This is a genomic window from Variovorax sp. 10N412, assembly GCF_056394985.1.
On the sequence record NZ_JBFTIO010000007.1, the window covers coordinates 350,117 to 372,707 of the forward strand.

Here is a 22,591-nt window from a genome sequence, read left to right on the forward strand (position 1 = left end):
AGCTTTTTACAATCCGACCCATTCTATGAAACACCTTCCGCCACGCCGTGCTGCGTCTGGTGCGGTGCTGGCGATGGCGCTCTTCGCGCCGTGGGCCATGCCTGCGCAGGCCCAATCCACTCCGGCTTCCACGCCGCCTTCCGCCGCCGCAGCCGCGGCGCCCGGCCCCCAGCAATTCACTCTGGCCAACGGCATGACGCTGATCGTGCAGCCCGACCGGCGCTCGCCGACGGCGGTGCAGATGGTCTGGGTGCGCGTAGGCTCCATGGACGAGGTCGACGGCACCTCCGGTGTGGCACATGCGCTCGAACACATGATGTTCAAGGGCACCAAGGACATCAAGCCCGGAGAGTTCTCGCGCCGCGTGGCCGCCCTGGGCGGCCAGGAAAACGCCTTCACCACGCGCGACTACACCGGCTACTACCAGCAGATTCCGGTCGGCAGCCTCGAGCAGGTCATGAAGCTCGAGTCGGACCGCTTCGCCAACAACCAGTGGCCCGACGACGAGTTCAAGCGCGAGATCGAGGTGGTCAAGGAAGAGCGCCGCCTGCGCACCGAAGACCAGCCGCGCGCGCTGCTCGGCGAGCAGCAGAACGCCGCCACCTTCATCGCCTCGCCGTACCACCGCCCCGTGGTCGGCTGGATGAGCGACCTCGACGCCATGACGCCCGAGGACGTGCGCGACTTCCACAAGCGCTGGTACGTGCCCGCCAACGCCGTGCTGGTGGTGGCCGGCGACGTCGACGTGGCGCAGGTGCGCGCCATGGCCGACAAGTACTACGGCCGCATTCCCGCGCGTGCCGTGCCCGCGCGCAAGCCGCGCATCGAGCCGGTGCAGCGCGGCATCCGCCGCATCGAGTTCAAGGCCCCGGCCGAGCAGGCCTACGTGTCGCTGGCCTTCCGCGCGCCGCAGCTGGCCGGCATCGACGACGCCAACAGCGACGCCTGGGCGCTGGTGGTGCTGTCCGCCGTGCTCGACGGCTATTCCGGCGCGCGGCTGGACCGCGCGCTCACGCAGGGCCCCGACCGCGTCGCCGATTCGGCCGGTGCCTATTCGGGCTTCGTCGGCCGCGGTCCGCAGCTCTTCGTGCTCGACGGCGTGCCGGCGGCCGGCAAGAGCGCCGAGGTGGTCGAGGCCGCCTTGCGCGCCCAGGTGGCGCGCATCGCCAAGGACGGCGTGGGCGAAGCCGAACTGGCTCGCGTCAAGACCCAGTGGGTCGCGAGCGAAACCTACAAGCGCGACTCGGTGATGGCGCAGGCCCGCGAACTCGGCAGCAACTGGGTGCAGGGGCTGCCGCTGGACGCCAGCGAGCGCATCGTCGCCCGGCTGCAGGCCGTGACCCCGGCCCAGGTGCAGGCCGTGGCCGCCAAATACTTCGGCGACGACCAGCTCACGGTCGCCACGCTGCGTCCCCTGCCGCCCGAGGCCAAGCGCGGCCGCGGCTTCGCGGCGCCCGCAGGCGAGCTGCGCTGAAAGGTACGAATTCCATGTTTACTCTCAAAAAGATAGCGCAATACGCACTGCTGACGGGCGCAACCGTACTTTTCGGCATGGGCAGCGCGCAGGCGGCGCTGCCCATCCAGCACTGGACGCTGGCCAACGGCGCCAAGATCTACCTGGTGGCGACCAACGCGTTGCCGATCGTCGACGTGCAGGTCGACTTCGACGCCGGCAGCCGCCGCGACCCGGCGGCGCAGGCCGGCCTGGCGAGCACCACCTCGGCCATGGTCGAGAAGGGCGTGCGCGCCGGCAGGAACGGCGAACCCGCGCTCGACCAGAACGCCCTGGGCGAGGCCTGGGCCGACCTGGGCGCGAGCTTCGACGTGAGCGCGGGCACCGACCGTGCCAGCTACTCGCTGCGCTCGCTGTCCGACCCGGCGCTGCTGAACAAGGCCGTCGCGCTGGCCTCGCGCGAGATCGGCGAGCCGGCCTTCCCCGACGACGTGTGGCAGCGCGAGCGCGAACGCATCAACGCCGCGATCAAGGAGGCCAACACCAAGCCCGCGACCATCGCCGGGCGCGCCTTCGCCCAGGCGGTGTACGGCGTGCATCCCTACGGCCAGGAGGTGACGGAAGAAACGCTGGCGCGCATCGACACCGCCGTCATGCGCCAGCGCTACGAGCAGCTCATCGTGCCGTGCCGCGCCAAGCTCAGCATCGTGGGCGCCGTCACGCGCGCGGAGGCCGAGACGCTGGCGACGGCGCTGCTGTCGCGCCTGCCCGCGACCGACGGATGCGCGGCGCTCCCCGCGATCGCGCCTGTGCCAGCGCTCACCGCGCCGAAAGACGAGCGCATCGCGTTCGACTCGGCGCAGGCCCATGTCTTCATCGGCCAGCCCGGCTACCCGCGCAAGGACCCGGACCACTTCGCGCTCACGCTGGGCAACTACGTGCTGGGCGGCGGCGGCTTCGTGTCGCGCCTGACCGACCAGGTGCGCGAGAAGCGCGGCCTCACCTACAGCATCTACAGCGGCTTTGCGCCGGGGCTCGAGGCCGGCGCGTTCCGCATCGGCTTCCAGACCCGGCCCGACCAGGCCGAAGATGCGGTGAAGGTGTCGCGCGAGGTGCTGGCCAGGTTCGTCGCCGAAGGCCCCACGGCGAGCGAGCTGAAGGCCGCCAAGGACAACGTGATCGGCGGCTTTCCGCTGCTGCTGGACAGCAACCGCAAGCTGATCGGCAACGTGGCCAACATCGCCTGGAACGACCTGCCGCTGGACTACCTCGACACCTGGACCGCGCGCATGAACGCGGTCACGGCGGCCGAGATCAAGGCCGCCTTCCAGCGCAAGCTGCAGCCCGATCGCATGGTGACGGTGGTGGTGGGCGGCAAGGACGCCCAGACCAAGACCAACACCACCGCCAAGGCACAGCCCTGATCCTTCGGGGTCACGCGAGGGCGTGCGCGCCCTGGCCGGCGGCCGCGCGCACCGCGGCGCCCAGTTGCCCGAGCAGGCGCGGCGCCGCGCGCGCCTGCTGCCAGTAGAGCGGCACCGGCAGCGTCGAGCCGGGCACCAGCTCCACCAGCGCTCCCTGGCGAATCGCATCGGCCACCATGCTGGCCGGATGCATGCCCCAGCCCATGCCCGCGCACGCCGCCTCGACGAAGGCGTTGGGCGAGGGAATCCAGTGGCGCGGCGTTTCGACGTTGCGGTGGCAGATGCGCCGCACCCAGCGCGCCTGCAGGCGGTCCTTGCGGTCGAACACCAAGCTCGGCGCGCTTGCGAGCGCGCGGGCGCCCACGCCCTTGGCGAAATGCGCGCGCACGAACGCCGGGCTGGCCGCCGCCACGTAGTGCATCGTGCCCAGCGCCTCGCTGTTGCAGCCCGCCACCGGTTGCGCCAGCGCCGTCACGGCCGCGAGCACCGCGCCGCTGCGCAGCCGCTCGGCCGTGTGGTCCTGGTCGTCGACCGTGAGGTCGAGCAGCGCGGCCGGGGCCTGTTCTGCGAATGCGGCGGCGGCCGCCATGAACCAGGTCGCGAGGCTGTCGGCGTTGACGGCCACGCGCACCGTGACGCGCTCGTGGGCCTCGCCGTTGTCCATGCCCAGGGCAGGCAGGGTGTCGCGCAGTTCGTGCTCCAGCATGCCCACGCGCTCCACGTGCCGGCACAGCTGCAGCCCCGCCTCCGTCGCCACGCAGGGCTGGCCGCGCACCAGCAGCGCGCCGCCGGTGCGCTCCTCCAGCTGCTTGATGCGCTGGGACACCGCGGACGGCGTGACATGCAGCGCGCGCGCTGCGCGTTCGAAGCTGCCTTCGCGCACGACGGCTGCAAGGGCGTGGAGAGCGGCGTAGTCGAGCATGAGAGATGAAGTAAAACTGAATCGGCGTTAGAAAGTTTAGTTTGAATTAAGCCCGTGCCGGCGGCATCCTCGAGACATGCAAGCCGTACACGTCTCCCCCGCATTCGCCAACGGGCTCTTCATGAGCCTGGTTCTCATCGTCGCCATCGGCGCGCAGAACGCCTATGTGCTGCGCCAGGGCTTGCGCCGCGAGCACGTGGGCGCGGTGGTGCTGTTCTGCGCGGCCAGCGACGCAGTGCTGATCGGCGCCGGCGTGGCCGGCATGGCGCAGGCGCTGAACGGGCGGCCGATGCTGGCCACCGTGCTCGCGGCGCTCGGCGCGGCCTTTCTCGGCGCCTATGGGCTGAAGGCGTTGTGGCGTTCGCGGCGGCCCGCTGCCCTGCATGCCACCGCGCAGGGCGTCTCGGTGTCGCGCGCGGCCGTGGTCGCGCAGGCGGCCGGTTTCACGCTGCTCAACCCGCACGTCTATCTCGACACCGTGCTGCTCGTGGGCAGCGCGGGCGCGCAGTACCCGGGCCTGCTGAAGCTGTGGTTCGTGGCGGGGTCGTCGGTGGCCAGCGTGCTGTGGTTCACCTCGCTGGGCTTCGGTGCGCGGCTGCTCGCGCCGGTGTTCGCGCGGCCGCGCGCCTGGCAGATGCTCGATGCGCTCGTCGGCGGCACCATGCTCGTGCTGGCCGCGCTGCTGGCGCGGCGTGCCTTCCCCGGGCTGTGAAGCATCCGCGGATGCGGCGGCGTTAAGCTCGCCGCATGCCCAAGAAAGCCGCCCCAGCCCCCCGCAAGTCCGCGCCCTCGGCGCCCGCCAAGCCCAAGCTTCCCACCCGGCCCAGCGAGGTGCGCATCATCGGCGGCGAATGGAAGCGCACCCGCCTCGCCGTGGCCGACAAGCCCGGCCTGCGCCCCACACCCGACCGCGTGCGCGAAACCCTGTTCAACTGGCTCGCGAGCCTGGCCGGCGTCGGCGGCGGCGCGCTGCCGGGTTGGCACTGCGTCGACGCCTTCGCGGGCACCGGCGCGCTGGGCCTCGAAGCCGCCTCGCGCGGCGCGGCGAATGTGCTGCTGTGCGAGCAGGACGCCGCGCTGGTCGCGCAGTTGCTCGCCGCCAAGACCAAGCTGTCGGCCGAGGCCGTGCGTGTCGAGCGCGGCAACGGCCTCACCGCTCTCGAGCGCGTGGCCGCCGGCAGCCTGGACGCCGTGTTCCTCGACCCGCCCTTCGAAAGCGTCGCGCTGTACGAGCCGTCCCTGCGCGCCGCCGCGCGCGCACTGCGCGCCGGGGGCTCGGTGTACCTCGAGGCGCCGCGCCGCTGGAGCGACGAGGAACTCGCCGCCTTCGGCCTCGTCGGCTTTCGCTACCTGAAGGCCGGCGCCGTCCACGCCCATCTGCTGCGTCCCGTGGCGCAGCCGACTGCATAATCCGCCGAACAAGCCGCACCGGCAGCATGAGGAAGAAGCAACCATGGCCAGCAACGTGATCGCGGTTTACCCCGGCACTTTCGACCCCATCACCCTCGGTCACGAGGACGTGGTGCGGCGCGCAACCCAGCTCTTCTCCAAGGTGATCGTCGCCGTCGCGGCGGGCCACCACAAGAAGGCGCTCTTCACGCTCTCCGAACGCATGGACATGGCCCGCGAGGCCGTGACGCCCTACAGCGACCAGGTCACCGTCGAGAGCTTCTCGGGCCTGCTGCGCGACTTCGTCGTCGCGCGCGGCGGCAAGGCCATGGTGCGCGGCCTGCGCGCCGTGACCGACTTCGACTACGAGTTCCAGCTCGCGGGCATGAACCGCTCGCTGATGCCCGACGTCGAGACCGTGTTCCTGACGCCCAGCGACAAGTACCAGTTCATCTCGAGCACCTTCGTGCGCGAAATCGCCATGCTCGGCGGCGAAGTCCACAAGTTCGTCTCTCCCAACGTGGAGCAGAAGCTGGCTGCCAAGGTCCGCAGCCTCGGTCGTGAATAGGCACTCCCCCAGGCTTCGCGCACTTCGTGTCGCTTCTCCTTCCCCCTCGCCGGGGGCAACACCAGCGGCCCGGCAAAGCCGGTTCCGCGGTGTTCCGCGAAGTGCTCCGGGCGGGCAGGCCCGTGTGAAGTGAGCGGCATTCCTTTGCCCCGGCTGCATCTGCTGGGCGATGCAGCGCTGCTGTGCGAGCTGCCCGGGCCCGCCACGCTGGCGCAGCAGCAGCGCATCTGGGCGCTGGCCGAGCGGGCCAGGCAATGGCCCGGCGTCGGCGAGACGCTGCCGGGCATGAACAACCTCACGCTCACCTTCGACCCGACCGCGATCGACCTCGACACGCTCACCGCGCAGGTGCTCGAAGCCTGGCCGAAGCTGGTGCCGGGCGCCATCGAAGGGCGGCTGGTGGAGATTCCGGTGGCCTACGGCGGCGAGCACGGCCCCGACCTGGCCGACGTCGCGGCCCACACCGGCCTCACGCCGGCCGAGGTGGTGCGCCGCCACGCCGGCGGCGAGTACATCGTCTACCTGCTCGGCTTCCTGCCGGGCTTCGCCTTCATGGGCGGCCTGCCGCCCGAGCTCGCCACACCGCGCCGCGCCGAGCCGCGCACCGCGGTGCCCGCGCGATCGGTCGGCATCGGCGGCGAGCAGACCGGCATCTATCCGCTGGTGTCGCCGGGCGGCTGGCAACTGATCGGGCGGACCTCGCTCGCGCTGTTCGACCCCAAGGCCGAACCGCCCACCTTGCTGCGCCCCGGTGACCGCGTGCGCTTCGTCGTGGAAAGCGTGCAGACATGATCGTGATCCGCAAACCCGGCTTGCTCGCCTCGGTGCAAGACCTGGGCCGGCACGGCCACCGCCAGCTCGGCATCTGCCCAGGCGGCGCGCTCGACGTGCTGTCGCTCACGCTGGCCAACCGGCTCGTGGGCAATGCCGACGGCGCGGCGGGGCTCGAGCTCACCATGGGCGGGTGCGAACTGCAGTTCGAAACCCACACCCGCATCGCGCTCACCGGCGACGACTTCAGCGCCAGCCTCGACGGCGTGCCGCTGCGGTCCTGCTGGAGCGTGCCGGTCGCGGCCGGCCGGACCCTGAAGCTTGCAGGCGCCAACGCCGCGGGCGTGAAGAAGACCGGCCTGCGCAGCTGGCTCGCGGTGGCCGGCGGCATCGACGTGCCGCAGATCCTCGGCTCGCGCAGCACCGACCTCAAGGCCGGCTTCGGCGGCCACGAAGGCCGCGCGCTGCGCAAGGGCGACCGGCTGGCGCTGGGCGCCTCGCGCCTGGACGCCGCCCAACGCGAACGCCGTGCGTTCGGCCTGCGCGGCCCCGACTGGGGCGCCGAAGAGGCCGACGGCGCCATCGCGCTGCGCGTGCTGCCCGGCCCCGAGTTCGAGCAGTTCACCCTGGCCGCGCGCGAGCAGTTGCGGGGCGAGCGCTGGCGCATCACGCCCCAGAGCAACCGCATGGGCAGCCGGCTCGCGGGCGCCGAACTCAAGCGCAAGCGCACCGGCGACATGCTGTCGTCGGGCGTGATTCCCGGCACGATCCAGGTGCCGCCTTCGGGCCAGCCGATCATCCTGATGGGCGACGCGCAGACCACGGGCGGCTACCCGCGCATCGGCGTGGTCATTCGCGCCGACCTCTGGAAGCTGGCGCAGGCGCCGCTCAACGGCAAGCTGCGCCTGGTGCAGGTCGACCAGGTGCAGGCGCTCGCGGCCTGGGCCGACCAGCAACGCTACCTGGCGCAGGTGGCGCAAGGCCTGGCTGCTGCAGGCTGGCCCCGCGCGGCATAGACTTTCCAAAAAAGGAATTTCCCCATGCAGATCGATCTCAATGCCGACCTCGGCGAAGGCGCCGGCAGCGACGAAGCCCTGCTCGCGCTGGTGAGCTCCGCCAACATCGCCTGCGGCTGGCACGCGGGCGACGCGAAGACCATGCAGCAATGCGTGCGCTGGGCCCTTCAGAACGGCGTGGCCATCGGCGCGCACCCGAGCTTTCCGGACCGCGAGAACTTCGGCCGCAGCACCATGCACCTGCCGCCCGACGAGATCGTGGCCAACGTGCTGTACCAGGTGGGCGCGCTGGCGGCCATCGTGAAAGCCGAGGGCGGCACGCTCGCGCACGTGAAGGCGCACGGCCAGCTCTACAACCAGGCCGTGAAGGAGCCCGAGCTTGCCGCAGCCTTGTGCGAGGCGGTTCGCCGGTTCGACCCCTCGCTCAAGTTCTTCGGCCTGGCCGGCAGCCACATGATCGACGCGGCCCGCCGCGCCGGCCTCACGCCGGTGGAAGAAGTGTTTGCCGACCGCGGCTACATGCCCGACGGCAGCCTGGTGCCGCGCAGCCAGCCCGGCGCGTTGATCGAGGACGAAGCGCAATCCATCGCGCAGACGCTGGCATTCGTGCGCGAGCACCGCGTGACGGCGATCGACGGCAGCACCGTGGCCGTCAATGCGCAGACCGTGTGCCTGCACGGCGACGGCGCCCATGCGCTGGCCTTTGCGCGCCGCATTCGCGAGCGGCTGCAGCAGGAAGGCATCGTTGTGCGGGCGATGGCCTGAACAGCTTCAGAACTGTTCCCAGTCACCGGGCGCCGTGGCCAGCTCGGGCGCCGGCGCCTTGGCTTGCATGCGCGGGCGCACGGGCGTCGTTGTCGTTGCGTTGGGCTTGGGCTTGGCAGGTGCGAAGGCGGGCGCCACGGCCACGGCCACTTGCCGGCCTTCCTCCAGCGTGAACACGCTCACCGCCTGAAGCAGGCCGCCCGCCTGGTCTCGCAGCGACGACGCCGCGGCGCTCGCTTCTTCCACCAGCGCCGCGTTCTGCTGCGTGACCTGGTCCATCTGGCTGATGGCCTGGTTGATCTGCTCGATGCCCGAGGTCTGCTCCTGGCTGGCGGCAGTGATCTCGCCCATGATGTCCGTCACGCGGCGCACGCTGCCCACGATGTCGTCCATCGTGCGGCCGGCTTCCCCGACGAGGGTGGTGCCTGCGTCCACCTTGCTCACCGAGTCGCCGATGAGGTCCTTGATTTCCTTGGCCGCCGCCGCCGAGCGCTGCGCCAGGTTGCGCACTTCCGAGGCCACCACCGCAAAGCCGCGGCCTTGCTCGCCGGCGCGCGCGGCTTCCACCGCGGCGTTCAGCGCCAGGATGTTGGTCTGGAAAGCAATGCCGTCGATGACGCCGATGATCTCGACGATCTTGCGCGACGAGGCATCGATCGACGCCATGGTCGTGACCACCTTGCCCACCACGTCGCCGCCCTTCACCGCCACCTCCGAGGCCGACACGGCGAGCTGGTTCGCCTGGCGTGCGTTGTCGGCGTTCTGCTTGACCGTGGAGGTCAGCTCTTCCATCGACGCCGCGGTCTGCTCCAGCGAACTGGCCTGCTCCTCGGTGCGTGACGACAGGTCTTGGTTGCCCTGGGAGATCTGCGCGCTGGCGGTGGACACGCCCTCCGCATTGCCGCGCACCAGGCCCACGGTGCGTGCCAGGCTTTCCTGCATGCGCTGCAGGGCCGTGAGCATCCGGCCCGTCTCGTCCGTGGAGTGCGCCTCGATCGCCTGGCTGAGGTCCCCGCGCGCGACGCGGTCGGCGGCCTCGACCGCATGGTCGAGCGGCCGCGTGATCGAGCGCGTGATCAGCCACGCCGAGGCCACGCCCAGCAGGCCGGCCAGCACGGCGGCGACCGCCATGATCCGGGTGGCGGCGTCCGCCACGTCCTGGGCCTGGATTGCAGCCGTGTCCATCTGCTTGCTCAGGAAGTCGACCATCTCCCTCAGCGCGCCCAGGTAGGCTGCCTGCGTCTTGTAGCGCTCGCCGAAGAGCTCGTTCGTGGCGTCTTCCTTGCGGTTCGCCATGGCCAGCTCGACCACCGTGTTGGTGAAGGCGCGGTAGTCGGCCAGCGTGGTCTTGATCGTGCCCAGCAGGACGCGGCCGCGGTCGGTGTCCACCAGCCTGTCCAGCGCCGCCAGGTGCGCATCGGCTTCGGCCTTTGCCTTGTCCAGCGCCGCCCGGTTGGCGTTCCGGGCCGCCTCGTCGTTCAACAGGATCAGGTTGCGCGTGATGCGGGCGATGTCCACCGCCACGTACGACATTTCGCGCGCGGACGCGATCTTGGGCGAAATGTTCGACGTGATGCGGGTGGTGGTGGCGTTCTGGTCTCGCAGGCGGTTGATGCCTACGACGGCGATGGCGGCGAGCAGGAGCAGCAGCAGTCCAAACACGAGGCCCAGGCGCGTGCCGATTTTTAGATTTTTCACGGTAGTAATGAAGTTGACGATCAAAGCAGTCTTCAGCGCCGGCAGGGCAGGCACTTGGTGCTATCCCTGTAAGACGCACGACTTACTTCTATCGGCAGGAAACGGCAAAAACATGAGGGTGTTTCTTGCCGTTTTTCATCGATACCGGCGCCGTCTTGCGGTCGCCTGCTTCGCCCGGTTCGCGCGTTCCGCCGTCAAGCGGGACGCGGCCCCGCAGGGTCTTAGGCCGAAGGGAACTGCCTGGCGAGCCAGGCGTTGAGCGCGTCGTTGACCTGCTCGGGCTTTTCCATCGTCAGCATGTGGCCGCAGTCGGCGATCCACACGACCTCCGAAGCCGGCAGCAGCGCCGCCATCTCACGCGTGCACTCGGGCGGCGCCAGGCGGTCTTCGTTGCCGCAGATCAGCAGCACCGGTGCGCGTATCGCATCCAGGTGCTGGCGCGCGTCGGGCCGGCGCATCACCGCGCGGTTCTGGCGGATGAGCTGTTCCGCGCCCGCGCCGAGCACGATGTCCAGGTAGCGCTGCACGATGGCAGGGTCGGCCGCCTGCGTGGGGTGGAAGGCGAAGTAGACGTTCGGCTCGATCATCTCGCGCAGCTCGCCGCGCTCGAAGTGCGCGATGGCGCCTTCGCGCAGCGTGAACATGTCGGGCGTTTCGGGCCGCGCGCTGGTGCCCAGCAGCGCGAGTCCGGCGATGCGGTCGGGCGCCTGGCGGGCCGCCTCCATGGCGACCATGCCGCCCATCGAGGCGCCGCACAGCACCAGCGGGCCGTCGTTGTCGCGCAGCACGGCCGCGGCCATGCCCTCGATGCTGTCGTTGTGAAGCTGGGCGTCGCTCACGCGGGCGTTGAAGGCGGCGGGGAGGGCGGGCAACTGGGCTTCCCAGATGCGCGCGTCGCAGGCAAGACCGGGCAGGAGAACAAGGTTGGGCATGGCGACGGATTCTGCGCGAATGCGGTAACCAGCGTAACGGCATAGGTCATGGCATAGGTCATGGCATAGGCTTCCTGGCCAGCAGTCGTGCGGGGGCTGTCGCTCCATACTTCGGGATCCATGTCGAGGACCCCGCAATGAACCTGGTTGACCGTGTGCAGTCCATCCTGCTCAGACCCAAGATCACATGGCTGGCCATCGAGGAGGAGCCGGCCGACGCCGCCTCCATCTACAGGAACTACGTGATGATCCTCGCGCTGATCCCGGCAGTGGCGAGCTTCATCGGCCTGTCGCTGGTCGGCATCGGCGTCTTCGGCGTGAGCTTTCGCGTGCCGATCGTCGCGGGGCTGGCGAACATGGTCGTGGGCTACGTGATGTCGCTGGTGATGGTGTTCGTGCTTGCGCTCATCATCGACGCGATGGCACCCACCTTCGAGGGCACGAAGAGCCAGATCGGCGCGCTCAAGCTGTCGGCCTATGCCAGCACGGCGGCCTTCGTGGGCGGCATCTTCAGCCTGGTGCCCTCGCTGTCGGTCATCGGCGCGCTGGCGGCGCTGTACGGCGTGTACCTGCTCTACACCGGGCTGCCGGTGCTCATGAAGTGCCCGCCGGACAAGGCCATTGCGTACACCGCCGTGGTGGTGGTCTGTGCCATCGTCGGCGGCTTCGTCATCGCCTGGGTGCTGTCGCTGCTCACGCCGTCGCCGGTGCGCCTGGGCGCCATTCCTGCCCTGAACGCGTCGGGCGCGGTGGTGGCCGTGCAACAGCTGGCGGGCGCGGTCACCTGAGCGCCGCCCGCACGGTGGAAAATGGGCGGCAATGCCAACGCCCAAATCCGACGCAACCACCGACCTGATCCTGATCCGCCACGGCGAGACCGCCTGGAACCGCGAGCTGCGGTTCCAGGGGCATGCCGATGTTCCGCTCAACGACATCGGCCACGAGCAGGCCCGCCGGCTCGGCCTGCGGCTGGCCGGCGAGACCGTGCAGCACATTGTCAGCAGCGACCTCATGCGCGCGCAGCAAACGGCCGCGCCCGCTGCACAGCAGCTGTCGCTGCCGGTGGTCACCTCGGCGGGCCTGCGCGAGCAGTTCTTCGGCGTGGTCGAGGGCATGCGCTCCGACGAGATCCAGAGCCTGCACCCGCGCGCCTGGGAAGAGTGGCTGGAGTTTCGCGAAGACCACGCCATGCCCGAAGGCGAGACGGCGCGCGAGTTCCACACGCGCATCATCGCGGCGCTGGGCACGGTCGCCGCCGCGCACCGGGGCCAACGCCTGATCGTGGTCACGCACGGCGGCGTGCTCGACATGGTGTGGCGCACCGCCCGCGGCCTGAGCCTGAGCGGGCCGCGCACCAGCGACATTCCGAATGCGGGCTTCAACCGCATCCGCATCGCCGACCCGGCCAAGCCCGAGGCCATCGAGATCGTCGACTGGGCCGACACGCGGCACCTGGCCGACCTGCCGCCGCAGCCTACCTACGACCAGACGCGGCACCTGAAGACCAAGGGCTGATTCGGGTTCGGCGCGTTCAGTCGCGAAGCAGCGCGCCCAGCCCCAGCTTTTCGTAGACCGATGCCGCCTGCCTTCGCAGGCGCAGCGACTCGGGCTGGCCGTTGAGCTGCTGCTGCAGGATGCCCTGCGCACCGGTCAGCGAAGCCTCGGTGCCCGTGCGCACCAGCGCGTCGAGGTACACCTGCTCGAACAGGTCGCGCTGTGCATGGCTGCCGCCGATCTCGATCATGCGCGGCAGCGCCGTGCCCAGCCCTTCGACAGCCGCCGCGAGATCGCCGCGCGCATGCGCCACCAGGCCGTGCGCGGCCGGCACGCACACGCGCTGCCATGCGGCGCGGGTCGACGGCGGCGCATGTGGTGCGAAGGCCTCGATGTTGCGCAACAGCACGTCGGCCTCGGGCCGGCCTGCGCGCGCCAGGCCGTAGAGGTACTGCAGGTCGAGGAAGGGCAGCACATGGTCGGCCTGGCGCTGCAGCAGGTAGAGCGCCACGTCGTCCCAGCGCGTGCCCACGTCGATGCCCGCGAGCTCCAGCCGCGCGAGCAGCGAGACCGCGCCGATCTGGTCCTGCGAGTAGTCCTTCACCACGCCCCAGGCGTGCTCGTCGTACACGGCCAGTGCCTCTGCGTCGCGGCCCAGGTCGACCAGGAACAGCGCCACATGCCACCAGTTGTGCGTGACCATGAAGGAGTTCAGGCCGGTCCAGGTGTCGCTCACGCCCTGCATGAACGCCAGCCCTTCGGCGAGCCGGCCTTCGGTGAGCATCACGTGCGCCAGCGCATGGTGCGCCCAAGGCTCCTTGCGGCACAGCGCGATCGCGCGGCGCGCGCTGGCCTCGGCCTCGCGCATCAGGTGGCACTGCTCGTAGCCGAAGGCCGCCATGCCGTGCACGTAGGGCACCTCGGCCGCGTGGGGAAGCACGGCGAGCGCGAGCCGCAGCATGCCGGGGCAGTCGCCGGTATTGAAGCAGTGGTACTGGCCCAGCTTGACCGACACCAGGTCGCGCGGATGCTCGTTCGCCTGCTCGGCGTGCAGCGCGATGGCGCGGGCGATGTCGCCGTCGGCCCAGGCCTCGATGGCCGCGATGTAGCGCTGCTCGCGCGCCGTGGCGCGTTGCGCGCCCGCCCGCGCCTTTGCCAGGAAAGGCCGCGCATTGGCAACGGCTTCGCGCGATTCGGCGAACAGGTGCAGCGTGGCGCAATAGGCCTGCACGATGGGGCTCGCATCGGTCTCGGCCAGCGCGATCAGGTGGACCGCGCGCGCCTCGGTCGAGATGAAGCCCATGACGAAGTCGTCGACCAGCGGCAGGCTGGCGGGATGGTCGAGCGTGAGGGGGTTGCCGAGGCTGTCGGCGGCTAGCGAATTTCCGGAGGGCATGGCGGCATGGTGCCATGCCCCCGGCATTGCTTCAACGCCACCCCGAGCGCCCGTTCAAGCGCTGTCTACACGCCGGCCTGCTGGTGGCGGTACTCCTGCGTCTTTCCCCCGTAGCCGTAGGCCGCGCCGCGCGCGTCGATCACGTGGATGTACGACACCTCGTGCAGGTCGGGCCGGATCTTCGCCATTGCCGCATGCACCTCGCGCAGGTAGCGCGCCTTCTCGGCCTTGGTGTTGGTCTCGTCGGTGATGCTGATGTCCAGGTGAAAGGCCGACTTGCCGAGCGCGGCCAGCGTCTGGGCGCCGATGAACCAGGCGTCGGCGGCGATGTACTGCACCGTGATGGCGATCACCGGCAGCTGCTTGCCGAGCACGCTCTGCGTGAGCTCGGCGACCGCGTCGACGGTCTTGCGGGTGAGGGCGGCATCGGGTTGGCCGGAGAGGTGGACGACGATGTGGGGCATGGCGGACTCCTGTGTGAATGAACGGTCGATGGGGTGATTGTGGGAACTGCGCATCATTCGGAAAAGCGGGAAGATATGATCAATCCCATCGGATAAACGAATGGATGCCTGATGCAGGGTTTCGATCTGGAACAGTTGCGCACGCTTGCGGCGGTGGTTGACGCGGGCAGCCTCACGGCCGCCGCGCCTCGCGTCTTCCTGTCGCAGTCGTCGGTGAGCGAGCAGATCCGCAAACTGGAAGCGCGCGCCGGGCAGTCGCTGCTCACGCGCAGCAAGGCGGGTGTTTCACCCACCCAGGCGGGGCTGCGGCTGCTGGGCTACGCCCGGCGCATCCTGGCGATGAGCGACGAGGCGTTTCGCGACCTGCACGGCGAAACGCTGCAGGGCGAGTTGCGGCTTGCCGTGACCGACTACTTCCGTCCCGGCGACCTGACGCGGCTGCTCGGCCGGCTCGGCGAGAGCTACCCGCAGGTCCGGCTGAACGTCGGCATCCTGAAGAGCGACGCACTGCGTGCGGCCTATGCGCGCGGGGATTTCGACGTGGGCCTCGCGATGAACATCACCGGTGTTTCCGCGGCGCAGCCCCGTGCGTCGGTGATCCGGCGCGAGTCGTTGGCGTGGCTCGGCGCGACGGGCATGCGGGTCGTGCGCGGCGAGCCGCTGCGGCTGCTGGCGTTGCCGGACACCTGTTCGCTGCATCAGTTCACGGTGGCGTTGCTGCGGCGCCGGCGCGTGCCTTACGCGCTGGCGCACGTGGCGTCGGGCGTGGCGGGGTTGCAGTCGGCGCTGGCCGCGGGCCTGGGCGTGGCCTGCCTCAACGAGTCGGCCATCAGCGACGGCGTGGCGCGGCTGGCTGCGCCGCACGGGCTGCCTGCGTTACCGCGCGTGGCCTTCGAGCTGATGCCCGGTCGACGGGGTGAAACACCGTTCGTGACCCGGGCCCGGGAGATGCTGGCCGCCCACCTGGCGTGAGCCGGCCCGGATATGGGCACAGGGTGGCGCGGGATTTGCGTCAACATGTGCCATGGACGCGCCCCCTCCCACTTCCACCCCGGCTTGGCTGCGCCATTCGCGTTTCGACGACGCGCAGGCGATCTTTTCGGGCACGCTGTTCGTCGCCATCGCCATGATGCTGTTCGGCCAGGCCGGCCTGCTCACGGGCGGCACGGCGGGCATCGCGTTCCTGTTGCACTACGCCACCGGCGTGAGCTTCGGCAAGCTGTTCTTCCTGGTCAACCTGCCGTTCTACTGGTTCGCCTGGCGTCACATGGGCCGGGCGTTCACGGTGAAGACCTTCTCGGCGATCGCCTTGCTCTCGGTCATGACGGACTGGGCGCCGCGCTATCTGTCGATCCATTCCCTGCACCCGGCCTTTGCGGCGGTGCTCGGCGGGCTGCTGCTGGGCACGGGCTGCCTGTTCCTCGCCAGGCACCGCGCCAGCCTGGGCGGCGCCACCGTGTTGACGCTGTACCTGCAGGAAAAGCGGGGCTGGCCGGCCGGCAAGGTGCAGATGGGCATCGACTGCACGGTGGTGTTGTTCGCACTGTTCGTGATTCCACCCGAGCGGGTGGGGTGGTCGGTCGTGGCTGCCGTGGTGATGGGGTTGTTCCTGTGGATCAACCACAAGCCGGGGCGGTACGCGGCCACTTGAGGTTTTTGCGCTGCGCCGCCGTTGTTCCGAGGGCGCGGAAAGCTCCCGCGCCCTGCAGTTGCCTCAACCCCAGGACAGGGCCGAGAGGTCGTTCACGAAGATCGGGTTGTCCTTCCACAGGCCCTTCACGTTCTTCTTCGCGATGGTCGGGAACTGCGGCTGGTACAGGAAGCCGTTGGCCGCGTCGGTCGCCAGCAGCTTCTGCGCGTCGCCCAGAAGCTTGTTGCGCTCGGCCGTGTTGGCGGTGCTCTTGATCTTGTCGAACAGCGTGTCGAAAGTCTTCGACTGGTAGCCCCAGTAGTAGTCCGACTTGGCGTAGTTGCCGAGGTCGAAGGGCTCCACGTGCGACACGATCGACAGGTCGTAGTCCTTGTTGCCGTAGGTGCCGCTGAGCCACTGCGCCCACTCGACGTTCTGCACCTTCACCACGATGCCGATCTTGGCCAGCTGGGCCACGATCACCTCGCCGCCCTGGCGCGCGTACGGCGGCGGCGGCAGGGTCATCTTCAGTTCGAGCGGCGTCTTCACGCCGGCCTCTGCCAGCAGCTTCTTGGCCTTCTCGATGTCGAAGGGGTTGACGCCCGTGGTGTCGACATAGCCCGCGGCGCCCGGCACGTAGTGGCTGCCGATGGGCACGCCGAAGCCGTCGGCCGCGCCTTCGATGATGGCCTTGCGGTCGATGGCCGCCAGGATGGCGCGGCGCACGCGCACGTCGTCCAGCGGCTTCTTCCTGTTGTTGATCGACAGGATGGTCTTGGCGCGCGAACCGGCCAGGATCACCTGGAACTGCGGGTTCATCTTGAACTGCGGCACCACGCGCGTGCCGATGCGCGCGAACACGTCAACGTCGCCCGACAGCAGCGCGGCGGCCTGCGCGGCCGTGTCGGAGATGAAGCGGAAGGTGACCTTGTTGATCTTCGCGGTGGCGGGGCTGCGAAAGCCATCCCACTTGCTCAGCGTGAGCGACGAGCCCTTGGCCCAGGCGTCCAGCTTGTAGGGGCCGGTGCCGACCGGCTTGTTGGCGTTGGTGTCCGCGCTCTTGGGCTCGACGATCACGGCCGTGGCCTGGCCCAGCACGAAGGGCAGGTCGGGGTCGATCTCCTTGTTGATGACGACCACCGTGTAGTCGTCCACCGCCTGCGTGGCCAGGTTGGCGAAGGTGCGCTTGTCCTTGTTGGTGCTCTTCTCGCCGCCGGCGCGGTCGAACGAGAACTTGACGGCGGCGGCGTTGAACGGCTCGCCGTTCTGGAACTTCACGCCGCGCTTGAGCTTGAAGGTGTAGGTCTTCAGGTCGGGCGAGATTTCCCAGCTTTCGGCCAGCAGCGGCGTGACGCTGCCGTCGGCGTTGATCTTGGTGAGCGTCTCCAGGATGTTGTACTGCACCACTTCGGCAATGGCGGCGGCGGCGCCCGAGGTCGGGTCCAGGCCCGGCGGTTCGAGCGCCATGCCGATCACGATGGCGTCCTTCCTGCCCTGCGCCATGCCGGCGAGCGGGGTGGCCAGCGCAACGGTGGCGCCAGCGGTGGTGAGGAGGGTGCGGCGGTTCAACATACGTGTGATCTCCGGAAAAACGGGGCCAGGGTCGAATGACTGCTTCGGCGTGCGCCGTGCCCCGAAGGGAGGCGCGGCGCGGCGAAAGACATGACACGCAGCACGAAAGATGCCACGTGCGCAGCCGGTCATTCTCTCGCAGCGGGTATGCCGCCGCGCGGCCCGCGGGGCGGTTTTTCCTCGGGACGTTCCCGTAGGGCGCGGCTCTGTGGGCGTTTACTTCAGGCCCACGACAGGGCCGCGATGTCGTTCACGAAGATCGGCGTGTCCTTCCACAGGCCGCGCAGGTTGCGCGACGCCACCGTGATGAACTGCGGCTGGAACAGGAACACGTTGGCCGAGTCCTCGGCCAGCAGCCGCTGTGCGTCTCCGAGGTAGCGCAGGCGGTCGGCGGGGCGCGCGCTGTTGCGCGCCTTGTCGAACAGCTCGTTGAACTTCGCCGACTGGTAGCCCCAGTAGTACTCGGGCTTGGTGTAGTTCACCAGGTCGAAGGGCTCGACGTGCAGGATCAGCGAGAGGTCGTAGTTCTTGTTGCCGTAGGTGCCGCTGATCCACTGCGCCCACTCGACGTTCTGGATCTTCGCCACGATGCCGATCTTGGCCAGCTGCGCGGCGATCAGCTCGCCACCCTGGCGTGCATAGGGCGGGGGCGGCAGCACCAGGTCGAGTTCGAGCGGTGTCTTCACGCCGGCCTCGGCCAGCAGCTTCTTCGCCTTCTCGATGTCGAAGGGGTTGATGCCGGTGGTGTCCACATAGCCCGGCGCGCCCGGCACGTAGTGGCTGCCGATGGGAATGCCGCGGCCGTCCACGGCCGCCTCGATCACGGCCTTGCGGTCGATGGCCGCCGCAATGGCGCGGCGCACGCGCACGTCGTCCAGCGGCTTGCGCTTGTTGTTGATGGCCAGGATGGTCTTGCCGCGCGAGGCGTTGAACACGATCTGGAAGCGCCTGTCGTTCTGGAACTGCGCCAGGCTGCGCGACACGGATGCGTGCGGGAACAGGTCGACGTCGTTCGACAGCAGCGCGGTGGTCTGCGCGGCGGGTTCCGAGATGAAGCGAAAGCTCGCCTTGCGGATCTGCACCGCCGCCGCGTTGCGAAAGCCCTCCCACTTGGCCAGCACGATGCCCGATCCCTTGGACCAGCTGTCGAGCCGGTAGGGGCCGGTGCCGACCGGCCTGGTGGCGTTGGTCTCCACCGTCTTGGGCTCCACCAGAATGGCCGAGGCCTGGCCCAGCAGGAACAGCAGGTCGGGCTCGATCTCCTTGTTGATCAGCACCACGGTGTGCTCGTCGAGCACCTGCGTCGCGATGTTGGTGAAGGTGCGCTTGTCCTTGTTGGTGCTGTTGGCCGCGGCCGCGCGGTCGAAGGAGAACTTGACGGTCTGCGCGTTGAAGGGCTCGCCGTTCTGGAACTTCACGCCGTGCTTGAGCTTGAAGGTGTAGGTCTTCAGGTCGGGCGAGATGTCCCAGCTCTCGGCCAGCAGCGGCGTGACGCTGCCGTCGGAGTTGATCTTGGTGAGCGTCTCGAAGACGGTGTAGAGCACCACCTCTGCGATCTCGGCGCCGGCCTTGGCCGTGGGGTCCAGGCCCGTCGGCTCCAGCGTGAGGCCGATCACCAGCGCATCTTTCTTTCGTTGCGCAAAGACCGAGGTCGGCAGGGCCAGCGGTGTAAGGGCTGCGGCGCCGGTGGCGAGCAGGGTGCGTCTTTTGAGCATGAAGCGAAGTCCTCCGAACAAGGGGCAAGCATCATCCGCGAGACCGGGGTGCGCGCGCAACCAGATGCTTATGACCCACTCATCCTAAGGACGGCGGCAGACGAAGGAGAGGCTCCGGTGTCAGCCGGCCAGCAGCGTGCCGCCGGTGGGCGTGCGCGGCACGGCGTCGAGCAGCGTGCGCGTGTATTCGTGCTGCGCATGGTGGAACAGCTCGGCGGGCGGGCCCTGCTCGACGATCTTTCCCTTCCACACCACGCACACGTCGTCGCACAGGTGGTTGACCACCGCGAGGTCGTGGCTGATGAGCAGGTAGCTGATGCCGAACTGCTGCTGCAGGTCCTGCATGAGGTTGAGCACCTGGGCCTGCACCGACACGTCGAGCGCGCTCACCGGCTCGTCGGCCACGATGAGCTTGGGCCGCGTGATGAGCGCGCGCGCAATCGCGATGCGCTGTCGCTGGCCGCCCGAGAACTCGTGCGGGTACTTGTCCATGTCGGTGGTGCGCAGGCCCACTGCGGCAAGCGCTTCCGAAGCGCGCTCGCGCTGCTCGGCGCGGCTGGTTTCGGCCAGCGCCTCGAGCGGCTCGGCCACGATGCGTGCCACGGTCTGGCGCGGATCTAGCGAGCCATACGGGTCCTGGAACACCATCTGGAAGTCGCGGCGCGCGGTGCGCAGCTCGTTCTTCGACAACGTGTGCAGGTCGCGGCCTTCGAGCGACACGGAGCCCGAGGTGGGCGTGTCGAGCGCCATCACGAGGCGCGCGATGGTCGACTTGCCAGAGCCCGATTCGCCGACGATGCCCACGCTCTGGCCGGCGTGCACGTCGAAGCTCACGCCGTTGAGCGCCTTTACCGTGGGCGGCGGGCCGAAGAGCTTCTCGCGCGGCAGCGCGTAGTGGCGCACGAGGTCGGTGACCTGCAGCAGCGGTGAAGTGGGGGTGGTTGCTCTCATGGGGCGATCGCTCCTTGCACGGCGATCTCTTCGAGCCGGATGCAGCGCACCGCATGGTCGTTCGGCAGCATCGTCGCCGGCGGCCGGGTGGTCTGGCAGGCGTCGACGGTGTAGCTGCAGCGGCCCGCGAACGGGCAGCCCGGCGGCAGGTCGACCAGCTCGGGCACGCTGCCCTTGATGGTGGCCAGGCGCAGGCCGCGCGGTGCGCCGATGGCAGGGCGCGCAGCGAACAGGCCTTGGGTGTAGGGGTGTGCGCGGCGCGCGAACACGGCCTCGGTCGGGCCGCTCTCGACCACGCTGCCGCCGTACATCACGAGCATCTTCGAGACCGTCTGCGCGATCACGCCGAGGTCGTGCGAAATCAAAATCAGCCCCATGCCGCGCTCGGCCACGAGGCTTTGAATGAGCTCGAGGATCTGCTTCTGGATGGTGACGTCGAGGGCGGTGGTCGGTTCGTCGGCAATCAGCAGGTCGGGACCGCAGGCGAGCGCCATCGCGATGCCGATGCGCTGCCGCTGGCCGCCGGAGAACTGGTGCGGATAGGCATCGAGGCGCGAGGCCGCGTCGGGAATGCCGACGCGCTCGAGCAGTGCGAGCACTTCCTTGCGTGCGTCGGCTTTCGAGAGACCACGGTGCAGGCGCAACGGCTCACCCACTTGCCGCGCGATGGTGTGCACCGGGTTCAGCGCCGTCATCGGTTCCTGGAAGATCATGCCGATGCGGTTGCCGCGGATCTGGCACATGGCCTTTTCATCGCGGCCGACCAGTTCGGTGTCGTCGAACCGGATGCTGCCCGTGACCTTGGCAGTCGGGGGCAGCAGGCCCATGAGCGACATCACGGTGATCGACTTGCCGCAGCCGGATTCGCCGACGATGCCCAGCGTTTCGCCGCGCTCCAGCGAGAACGAAATGCCGCGCACGGCCTCGGCGGGGCCGCGCTGCGTCTGCAGCTCGATGTGGAGATCCTTGACCTGGAGAAGTGGCATCTGACTTACCTTGGGTCACCTTGCGCGGGCCAGGCGCGGATCGAGCAGGTCGCGCAGGCCGTCGCCCAGCAGGTTCAGGCCCAGCACGGCAAAGGCGATGGCCAGGCCCGGGAACACCGCGAGCAGGGGCGAATGGAACATCATGGTCTGCGCCTCGCTGAGCATGCGGCCCCACGAGGGTTGCGGCGGCTGCGTGCCCAGGCCAAGGTAGGAGAGCGCGGCCTCCGCGAGGATGGCGATGGCGAAGCGGATGGTGATCTGCACGATCAGCACGGCCGAGATGTTCGGCAGCACGTGCTGCATGGTGATGGCGAACGGCCCCTTGCCGCAGGCGCGCGCCGCAGCCACGTACTCGCGCGACCAGATGGCGTTGGCCGATGCGCGCGTGATGCGCGCGAAGGTGGGAATGTTGTAGATGCCGATCGCGACGATCGCGTTGACGATGCCCGCGCCGAACACGGCCGTCATCATGATCGCCGAGAGGATCGCGGGGAAGGCGAGCGTGAAGTCGGTGAGCCGCATGATGGCTTCCTCGACCCAGCCGCGCCGGGCGGCGGCGAGCAGGCCCAGCGCCGTGCCGACCACGAGGCCGATGCCGACTGCGATCACGCCCACGAGGATGGACGCGCGCGCGCCCACCAGCAGCAGCGACCCCACGTCGCGCCCGTAGGTGTCGGTGCCCAGCCAGTGCGACCCCGATGGCGGCTTCAGCTTGTTGGCCATGTCCATGTCGTAGGGCGACCAGGGCGTCCACACCAGCGAGACGCCGGCGGCGAGCAGCAAAAGCAGGGTCAGCACGCCGCCCAGCACGAAGCTGCGATGCTGCAGTGCACGGCGCCAGAAGCCCGGCACCTTGAGCGCGGCGGCGCTCGGAGCTGTGATCGCGTTCATATGTCGCTGGCCTTGATGCGCGGGTCGATCACGGCGTACAGCACGTCGACCACGAAGTTCACGATGACCACCATGGCCGCGAGCAGCATCACGCAGTTGCGCACCACGATCAGGTCGCGGTTGCTGATGGCCTGGAAGATGAGACGCCCCAGGCCCGGCAGGTAGAACACGTTCTCCACCACGATGGTGCCGGCCAGCAGCTCGGAGAACTGCATGCCCATGACGGTGATGACCGGGATCATGGCGTTGCGCAGCACGTGCGTCCACAGCACCATGCGCTGCGACACGCCCTTGGCGCGCGCGGTGCGCACGAAGTCTTCGCGCATCACCTCGAGCACCGCCGAGCGCGTGATGCGCGCGAGGATCGCAGCCTGCACCACGGCGAGCGACAAGGCAGGCAGCAACAACGACTTGATGCCTGCGAAGAAGCCTTCGCCCCAGCCCTCGAAGCCGCCGGCGGAGAACCACTGCAGCTGCACCGAGAACACGAGGATCAGAAGAATCGCGAACCAGAAATTGGGAATGGCGATGCCGACCTGGGCCATGCCCATGAG

23 protein-coding genes are annotated in these 22,591 nt (G+C 69.2%); 12 read left to right on the forward strand and 11 right to left on the reverse strand.

Features of this window, described 5'->3' with window-relative positions:
- Positions 1-25: 25 nt before the first annotated feature.
- On the forward strand, positions 26-1,474 hold the full coding sequence (locus AC1DJH_RS19325; protein WP_478186786.1) for a M16 family metallopeptidase: 1,449 nt from the start codon (positions 26-28) through the stop codon (positions 1,472-1,474).
- Between the two features lie 14 nt (positions 1,475-1,488).
- Entirely contained in the window at positions 1,489-2,877 is a 1,389-nt protein-coding gene (locus AC1DJH_RS19330) for a M16 family metallopeptidase (protein ID WP_478186787.1), read from the forward strand.
- Between the two features lie 10 nt (positions 2,878-2,887).
- Here the strand turns inward: AC1DJH_RS19330 and AC1DJH_RS19335 are convergent, their stop codons facing one another.
- Complete coding sequence (locus tag AC1DJH_RS19335; RefSeq protein WP_478186788.1) at positions 2,888-3,799, reverse strand: LysR family transcriptional regulator ArgP; 912 nt, start codon at positions 3,797-3,799, stop codon at positions 2,888-2,890.
- A 76-nt stretch (positions 3,800-3,875) separates the two neighbouring features.
- Here AC1DJH_RS19335 and AC1DJH_RS19340 point away from each other — a divergent pair, with 76 nt between their 5' ends.
- The 6 genes from AC1DJH_RS19340 to pxpA all read left to right on the forward strand — a co-directional run bounded on the left by AC1DJH_RS19340 (position 3,876) and on the right by pxpA (position 8,308).
- A complete protein-coding gene (locus AC1DJH_RS19340; RefSeq protein WP_478186789.1) occupies positions 3,876-4,511 on the forward strand; it encodes a LysE/ArgO family amino acid transporter in 636 nt (211 codons plus the stop codon).
- A 35-nt stretch (positions 4,512-4,546) separates the two neighbouring features.
- On the forward strand, positions 4,547-5,209 hold the full coding sequence (locus tag AC1DJH_RS19345) for an RsmD family RNA methyltransferase (RefSeq protein ID WP_478186790.1): 663 nt from the start codon (positions 4,547-4,549) through the stop codon (positions 5,207-5,209).
- A gap of 43 nt (positions 5,210-5,252) precedes the next feature.
- Positions 5,253-5,756 (forward strand): pantetheine-phosphate adenylyltransferase, encoded by a 504-nt coding sequence (coaD, locus tag AC1DJH_RS19350; RefSeq protein WP_435437023.1) that lies wholly within the window; start codon positions 5,253-5,255, stop codon positions 5,754-5,756.
- Between the two features lie 144 nt (positions 5,757-5,900).
- Positions 5,901-6,548, forward strand: a complete 648-nt coding sequence (gene pxpB, locus AC1DJH_RS19355) for a 5-oxoprolinase subunit PxpB (protein ID WP_478186814.1) — start codon at positions 5,901-5,903, stop codon at positions 6,546-6,548.
- Positions 6,545-7,543 (forward strand): 5-oxoprolinase subunit C family protein, encoded by a 999-nt coding sequence (locus AC1DJH_RS19360; protein WP_478186791.1) that lies wholly within the window; start codon positions 6,545-6,547, stop codon positions 7,541-7,543. Before pxpB ends, AC1DJH_RS19360 begins: the two co-directional genes overlap by 4 nt.
- Before the next feature lie 24 nt (positions 7,544-7,567).
- A complete protein-coding gene (pxpA, locus tag AC1DJH_RS19365; RefSeq protein ID WP_478186792.1) occupies positions 7,568-8,308 on the forward strand; it encodes a 5-oxoprolinase subunit PxpA in 741 nt (246 codons plus the stop codon).
- 6 nt (positions 8,309-8,314) lie between these two features.
- Here pxpA and AC1DJH_RS19370 read toward each other — a convergent pair whose 3' ends face one another.
- The gene (locus AC1DJH_RS19370) at positions 8,315-10,060 is read right to left on the reverse strand and encodes a methyl-accepting chemotaxis protein (RefSeq protein ID WP_478186793.1); all 1,746 of its coding nucleotides are present in this window, start codon (positions 10,058-10,060) and stop codon (positions 8,315-8,317) included.
- Positions 10,061-10,227: 167 nt separating this feature from the next.
- Positions 10,228-10,938, reverse strand: coding sequence for an alpha/beta fold hydrolase (locus AC1DJH_RS19375; protein WP_478186794.1), 711 nt, complete (start codon positions 10,936-10,938; stop codon positions 10,228-10,230).
- Between the two features lie 137 nt (positions 10,939-11,075).
- Between AC1DJH_RS19375 and AC1DJH_RS19380 the strand changes: the two genes are divergently transcribed.
- Positions 11,076-11,726, forward strand: coding sequence for a Yip1 family protein (locus tag AC1DJH_RS19380; protein WP_478186795.1), 651 nt, complete (start codon positions 11,076-11,078; stop codon positions 11,724-11,726).
- A 31-nt stretch (positions 11,727-11,757) separates the two neighbouring features.
- Complete coding sequence (locus AC1DJH_RS19385; protein ID WP_478186796.1) at positions 11,758-12,453, forward strand: histidine phosphatase family protein; 696 nt, start codon at positions 11,758-11,760, stop codon at positions 12,451-12,453.
- A gap of 16 nt (positions 12,454-12,469) precedes the next feature.
- On the opposite strand, the gene AC1DJH_RS19390 is transcribed toward AC1DJH_RS19385, so the two are convergent.
- Entirely contained in the window at positions 12,470-13,828 is a 1,359-nt protein-coding gene (locus AC1DJH_RS19390) for a tetratricopeptide repeat protein (protein ID WP_478186797.1), read from the reverse strand.
- A 65-nt stretch (positions 13,829-13,893) separates the two neighbouring features.
- Complete coding sequence (locus tag AC1DJH_RS19395) at positions 13,894-14,292, reverse strand: tautomerase family protein (RefSeq protein ID WP_472124098.1); 399 nt, start codon at positions 14,290-14,292, stop codon at positions 13,894-13,896.
- A gap of 111 nt (positions 14,293-14,403) precedes the next feature.
- Here AC1DJH_RS19395 and AC1DJH_RS19400 point away from each other — a divergent pair, with 111 nt between their 5' ends.
- Together AC1DJH_RS19400 and AC1DJH_RS19405 are read left to right on the forward strand one after the other, a co-directional pair.
- Positions 14,404-15,264 (forward strand): LysR family transcriptional regulator, encoded by an 861-nt coding sequence (locus AC1DJH_RS19400; RefSeq protein ID WP_478186798.1) that lies wholly within the window; start codon positions 14,404-14,406, stop codon positions 15,262-15,264.
- 52 nt (positions 15,265-15,316) lie between these two features.
- Entirely contained in the window at positions 15,317-15,943 is a 627-nt protein-coding gene (locus tag AC1DJH_RS19405; protein WP_435437033.1) for a YitT family protein, read from the forward strand.
- A 63-nt stretch (positions 15,944-16,006) separates the two neighbouring features.
- Here AC1DJH_RS19405 and AC1DJH_RS19410 read toward each other — a convergent pair whose 3' ends face one another.
- The 6 genes from AC1DJH_RS19410 to AC1DJH_RS19435 all read right to left on the reverse strand — a co-directional run.
- Entirely contained in the window at positions 16,007-17,494 is a 1,488-nt protein-coding gene (locus tag AC1DJH_RS19410) for an ABC transporter substrate-binding protein (protein ID WP_478186799.1), read from the reverse strand.
- A gap of 221 nt (positions 17,495-17,715) precedes the next feature.
- Positions 17,716-19,209, reverse strand: a complete 1,494-nt coding sequence (locus tag AC1DJH_RS19415) for an ABC transporter substrate-binding protein (protein ID WP_478186800.1) — start codon at positions 19,207-19,209, stop codon at positions 17,716-17,718.
- A 120-nt stretch (positions 19,210-19,329) separates the two neighbouring features.
- Positions 19,330-20,160 carry an ATP-binding cassette domain-containing protein gene (locus AC1DJH_RS19420; protein ID WP_478186801.1) on the reverse strand — a complete coding sequence of 277 codons (831 nt, stop codon included), beginning with the start codon at positions 20,158-20,160 and terminating at the stop codon, positions 19,330-19,332.
- Entirely contained in the window at positions 20,157-21,146 is a 990-nt protein-coding gene (locus AC1DJH_RS19425) for an ABC transporter ATP-binding protein (protein ID WP_472124086.1), read from the reverse strand. Before AC1DJH_RS19425 ends, AC1DJH_RS19420 begins: the two co-directional genes overlap by 4 nt.
- Positions 21,147-21,161: 15 nt before the next feature.
- Entirely contained in the window at positions 21,162-22,037 is an 876-nt protein-coding gene (locus tag AC1DJH_RS19430) for an ABC transporter permease (protein ID WP_478186802.1), read from the reverse strand.
- Positions 22,034-22,591: ABC transporter permease (locus AC1DJH_RS19435; RefSeq protein ID WP_478186803.1), on the reverse strand; the 558-nt coding region annotated here is incomplete at its 5' end. The genes AC1DJH_RS19430 and AC1DJH_RS19435, both read right to left, overlap by 4 nt.

Coding starts and splice junctions, on each gene's coding strand:
- AC1DJH_RS19325 (WP_478186786.1), top strand. CDS start 26: ATGAAACACCTTCCGCCACGCCGTGCTGCGTCTGGTGCGGTGCTGGCG.
- AC1DJH_RS19330 (WP_478186787.1), top strand. CDS start 1,489: ATGTTTACTCTCAAAAAGATAGCGCAATACGCACTGCTGACGGGCGCA.
- AC1DJH_RS19335 (WP_478186788.1), bottom strand. CDS start 3,799: ATGCTCGACTACGCCGCTCTCCACGCCCTTGCAGCCGTCGTGCGCGAA.
- AC1DJH_RS19340 (WP_478186789.1), top strand. CDS start 3,876: ATGCAAGCCGTACACGTCTCCCCCGCATTCGCCAACGGGCTCTTCATG.
- AC1DJH_RS19345 (WP_478186790.1), top strand. CDS start 4,547: ATGCCCAAGAAAGCCGCCCCAGCCCCCCGCAAGTCCGCGCCCTCGGCG.
- coaD (WP_435437023.1), top strand. CDS start 5,253: ATGGCCAGCAACGTGATCGCGGTTTACCCCGGCACTTTCGACCCCATC.
- AC1DJH_RS19360 (WP_478186791.1), top strand. CDS start 6,545: ATGATCGTGATCCGCAAACCCGGCTTGCTCGCCTCGGTGCAAGACCTG.
- pxpA (WP_478186792.1), top strand. CDS start 7,568: ATGCAGATCGATCTCAATGCCGACCTCGGCGAAGGCGCCGGCAGCGAC.
- AC1DJH_RS19375 (WP_478186794.1), bottom strand. CDS start 10,938: ATGCCCAACCTTGTTCTCCTGCCCGGTCTTGCCTGCGACGCGCGCATC.
- AC1DJH_RS19380 (WP_478186795.1), top strand. CDS start 11,076: ATGAACCTGGTTGACCGTGTGCAGTCCATCCTGCTCAGACCCAAGATC.
- AC1DJH_RS19385 (WP_478186796.1), top strand. CDS start 11,758: ATGCCAACGCCCAAATCCGACGCAACCACCGACCTGATCCTGATCCGC.
- AC1DJH_RS19390 (WP_478186797.1), bottom strand. CDS start 13,828: ATGCCCTCCGGAAATTCGCTAGCCGCCGACAGCCTCGGCAACCCCCTC.
- AC1DJH_RS19395 (WP_472124098.1), bottom strand. CDS start 14,292: ATGCCCCACATCGTCGTCCACCTCTCCGGCCAACCCGATGCCGCCCTC.
- AC1DJH_RS19400 (WP_478186798.1), top strand. CDS start 14,404: ATGCAGGGTTTCGATCTGGAACAGTTGCGCACGCTTGCGGCGGTGGTT.
- AC1DJH_RS19405 (WP_435437033.1), top strand. CDS start 15,317: ATGGACGCGCCCCCTCCCACTTCCACCCCGGCTTGGCTGCGCCATTCG.
- AC1DJH_RS19410 (WP_478186799.1), bottom strand. CDS start 17,494: ATGTTGAACCGCCGCACCCTCCTCACCACCGCTGGCGCCACCGTTGCG.
- AC1DJH_RS19415 (WP_478186800.1), bottom strand. CDS start 19,209: ATGCTCAAAAGACGCACCCTGCTCGCCACCGGCGCCGCAGCCCTTACA.
- AC1DJH_RS19420 (WP_478186801.1), bottom strand. CDS start 20,160: ATGAGAGCAACCACCCCCACTTCACCGCTGCTGCAGGTCACCGACCTC.
- AC1DJH_RS19425 (WP_472124086.1), bottom strand. CDS start 21,146: ATGCCACTTCTCCAGGTCAAGGATCTCCACATCGAGCTGCAGACGCAG.
- AC1DJH_RS19430 (WP_478186802.1), bottom strand. CDS start 22,037: ATGAACGCGATCACAGCTCCGAGCGCCGCCGCGCTCAAGGTGCCGGGC.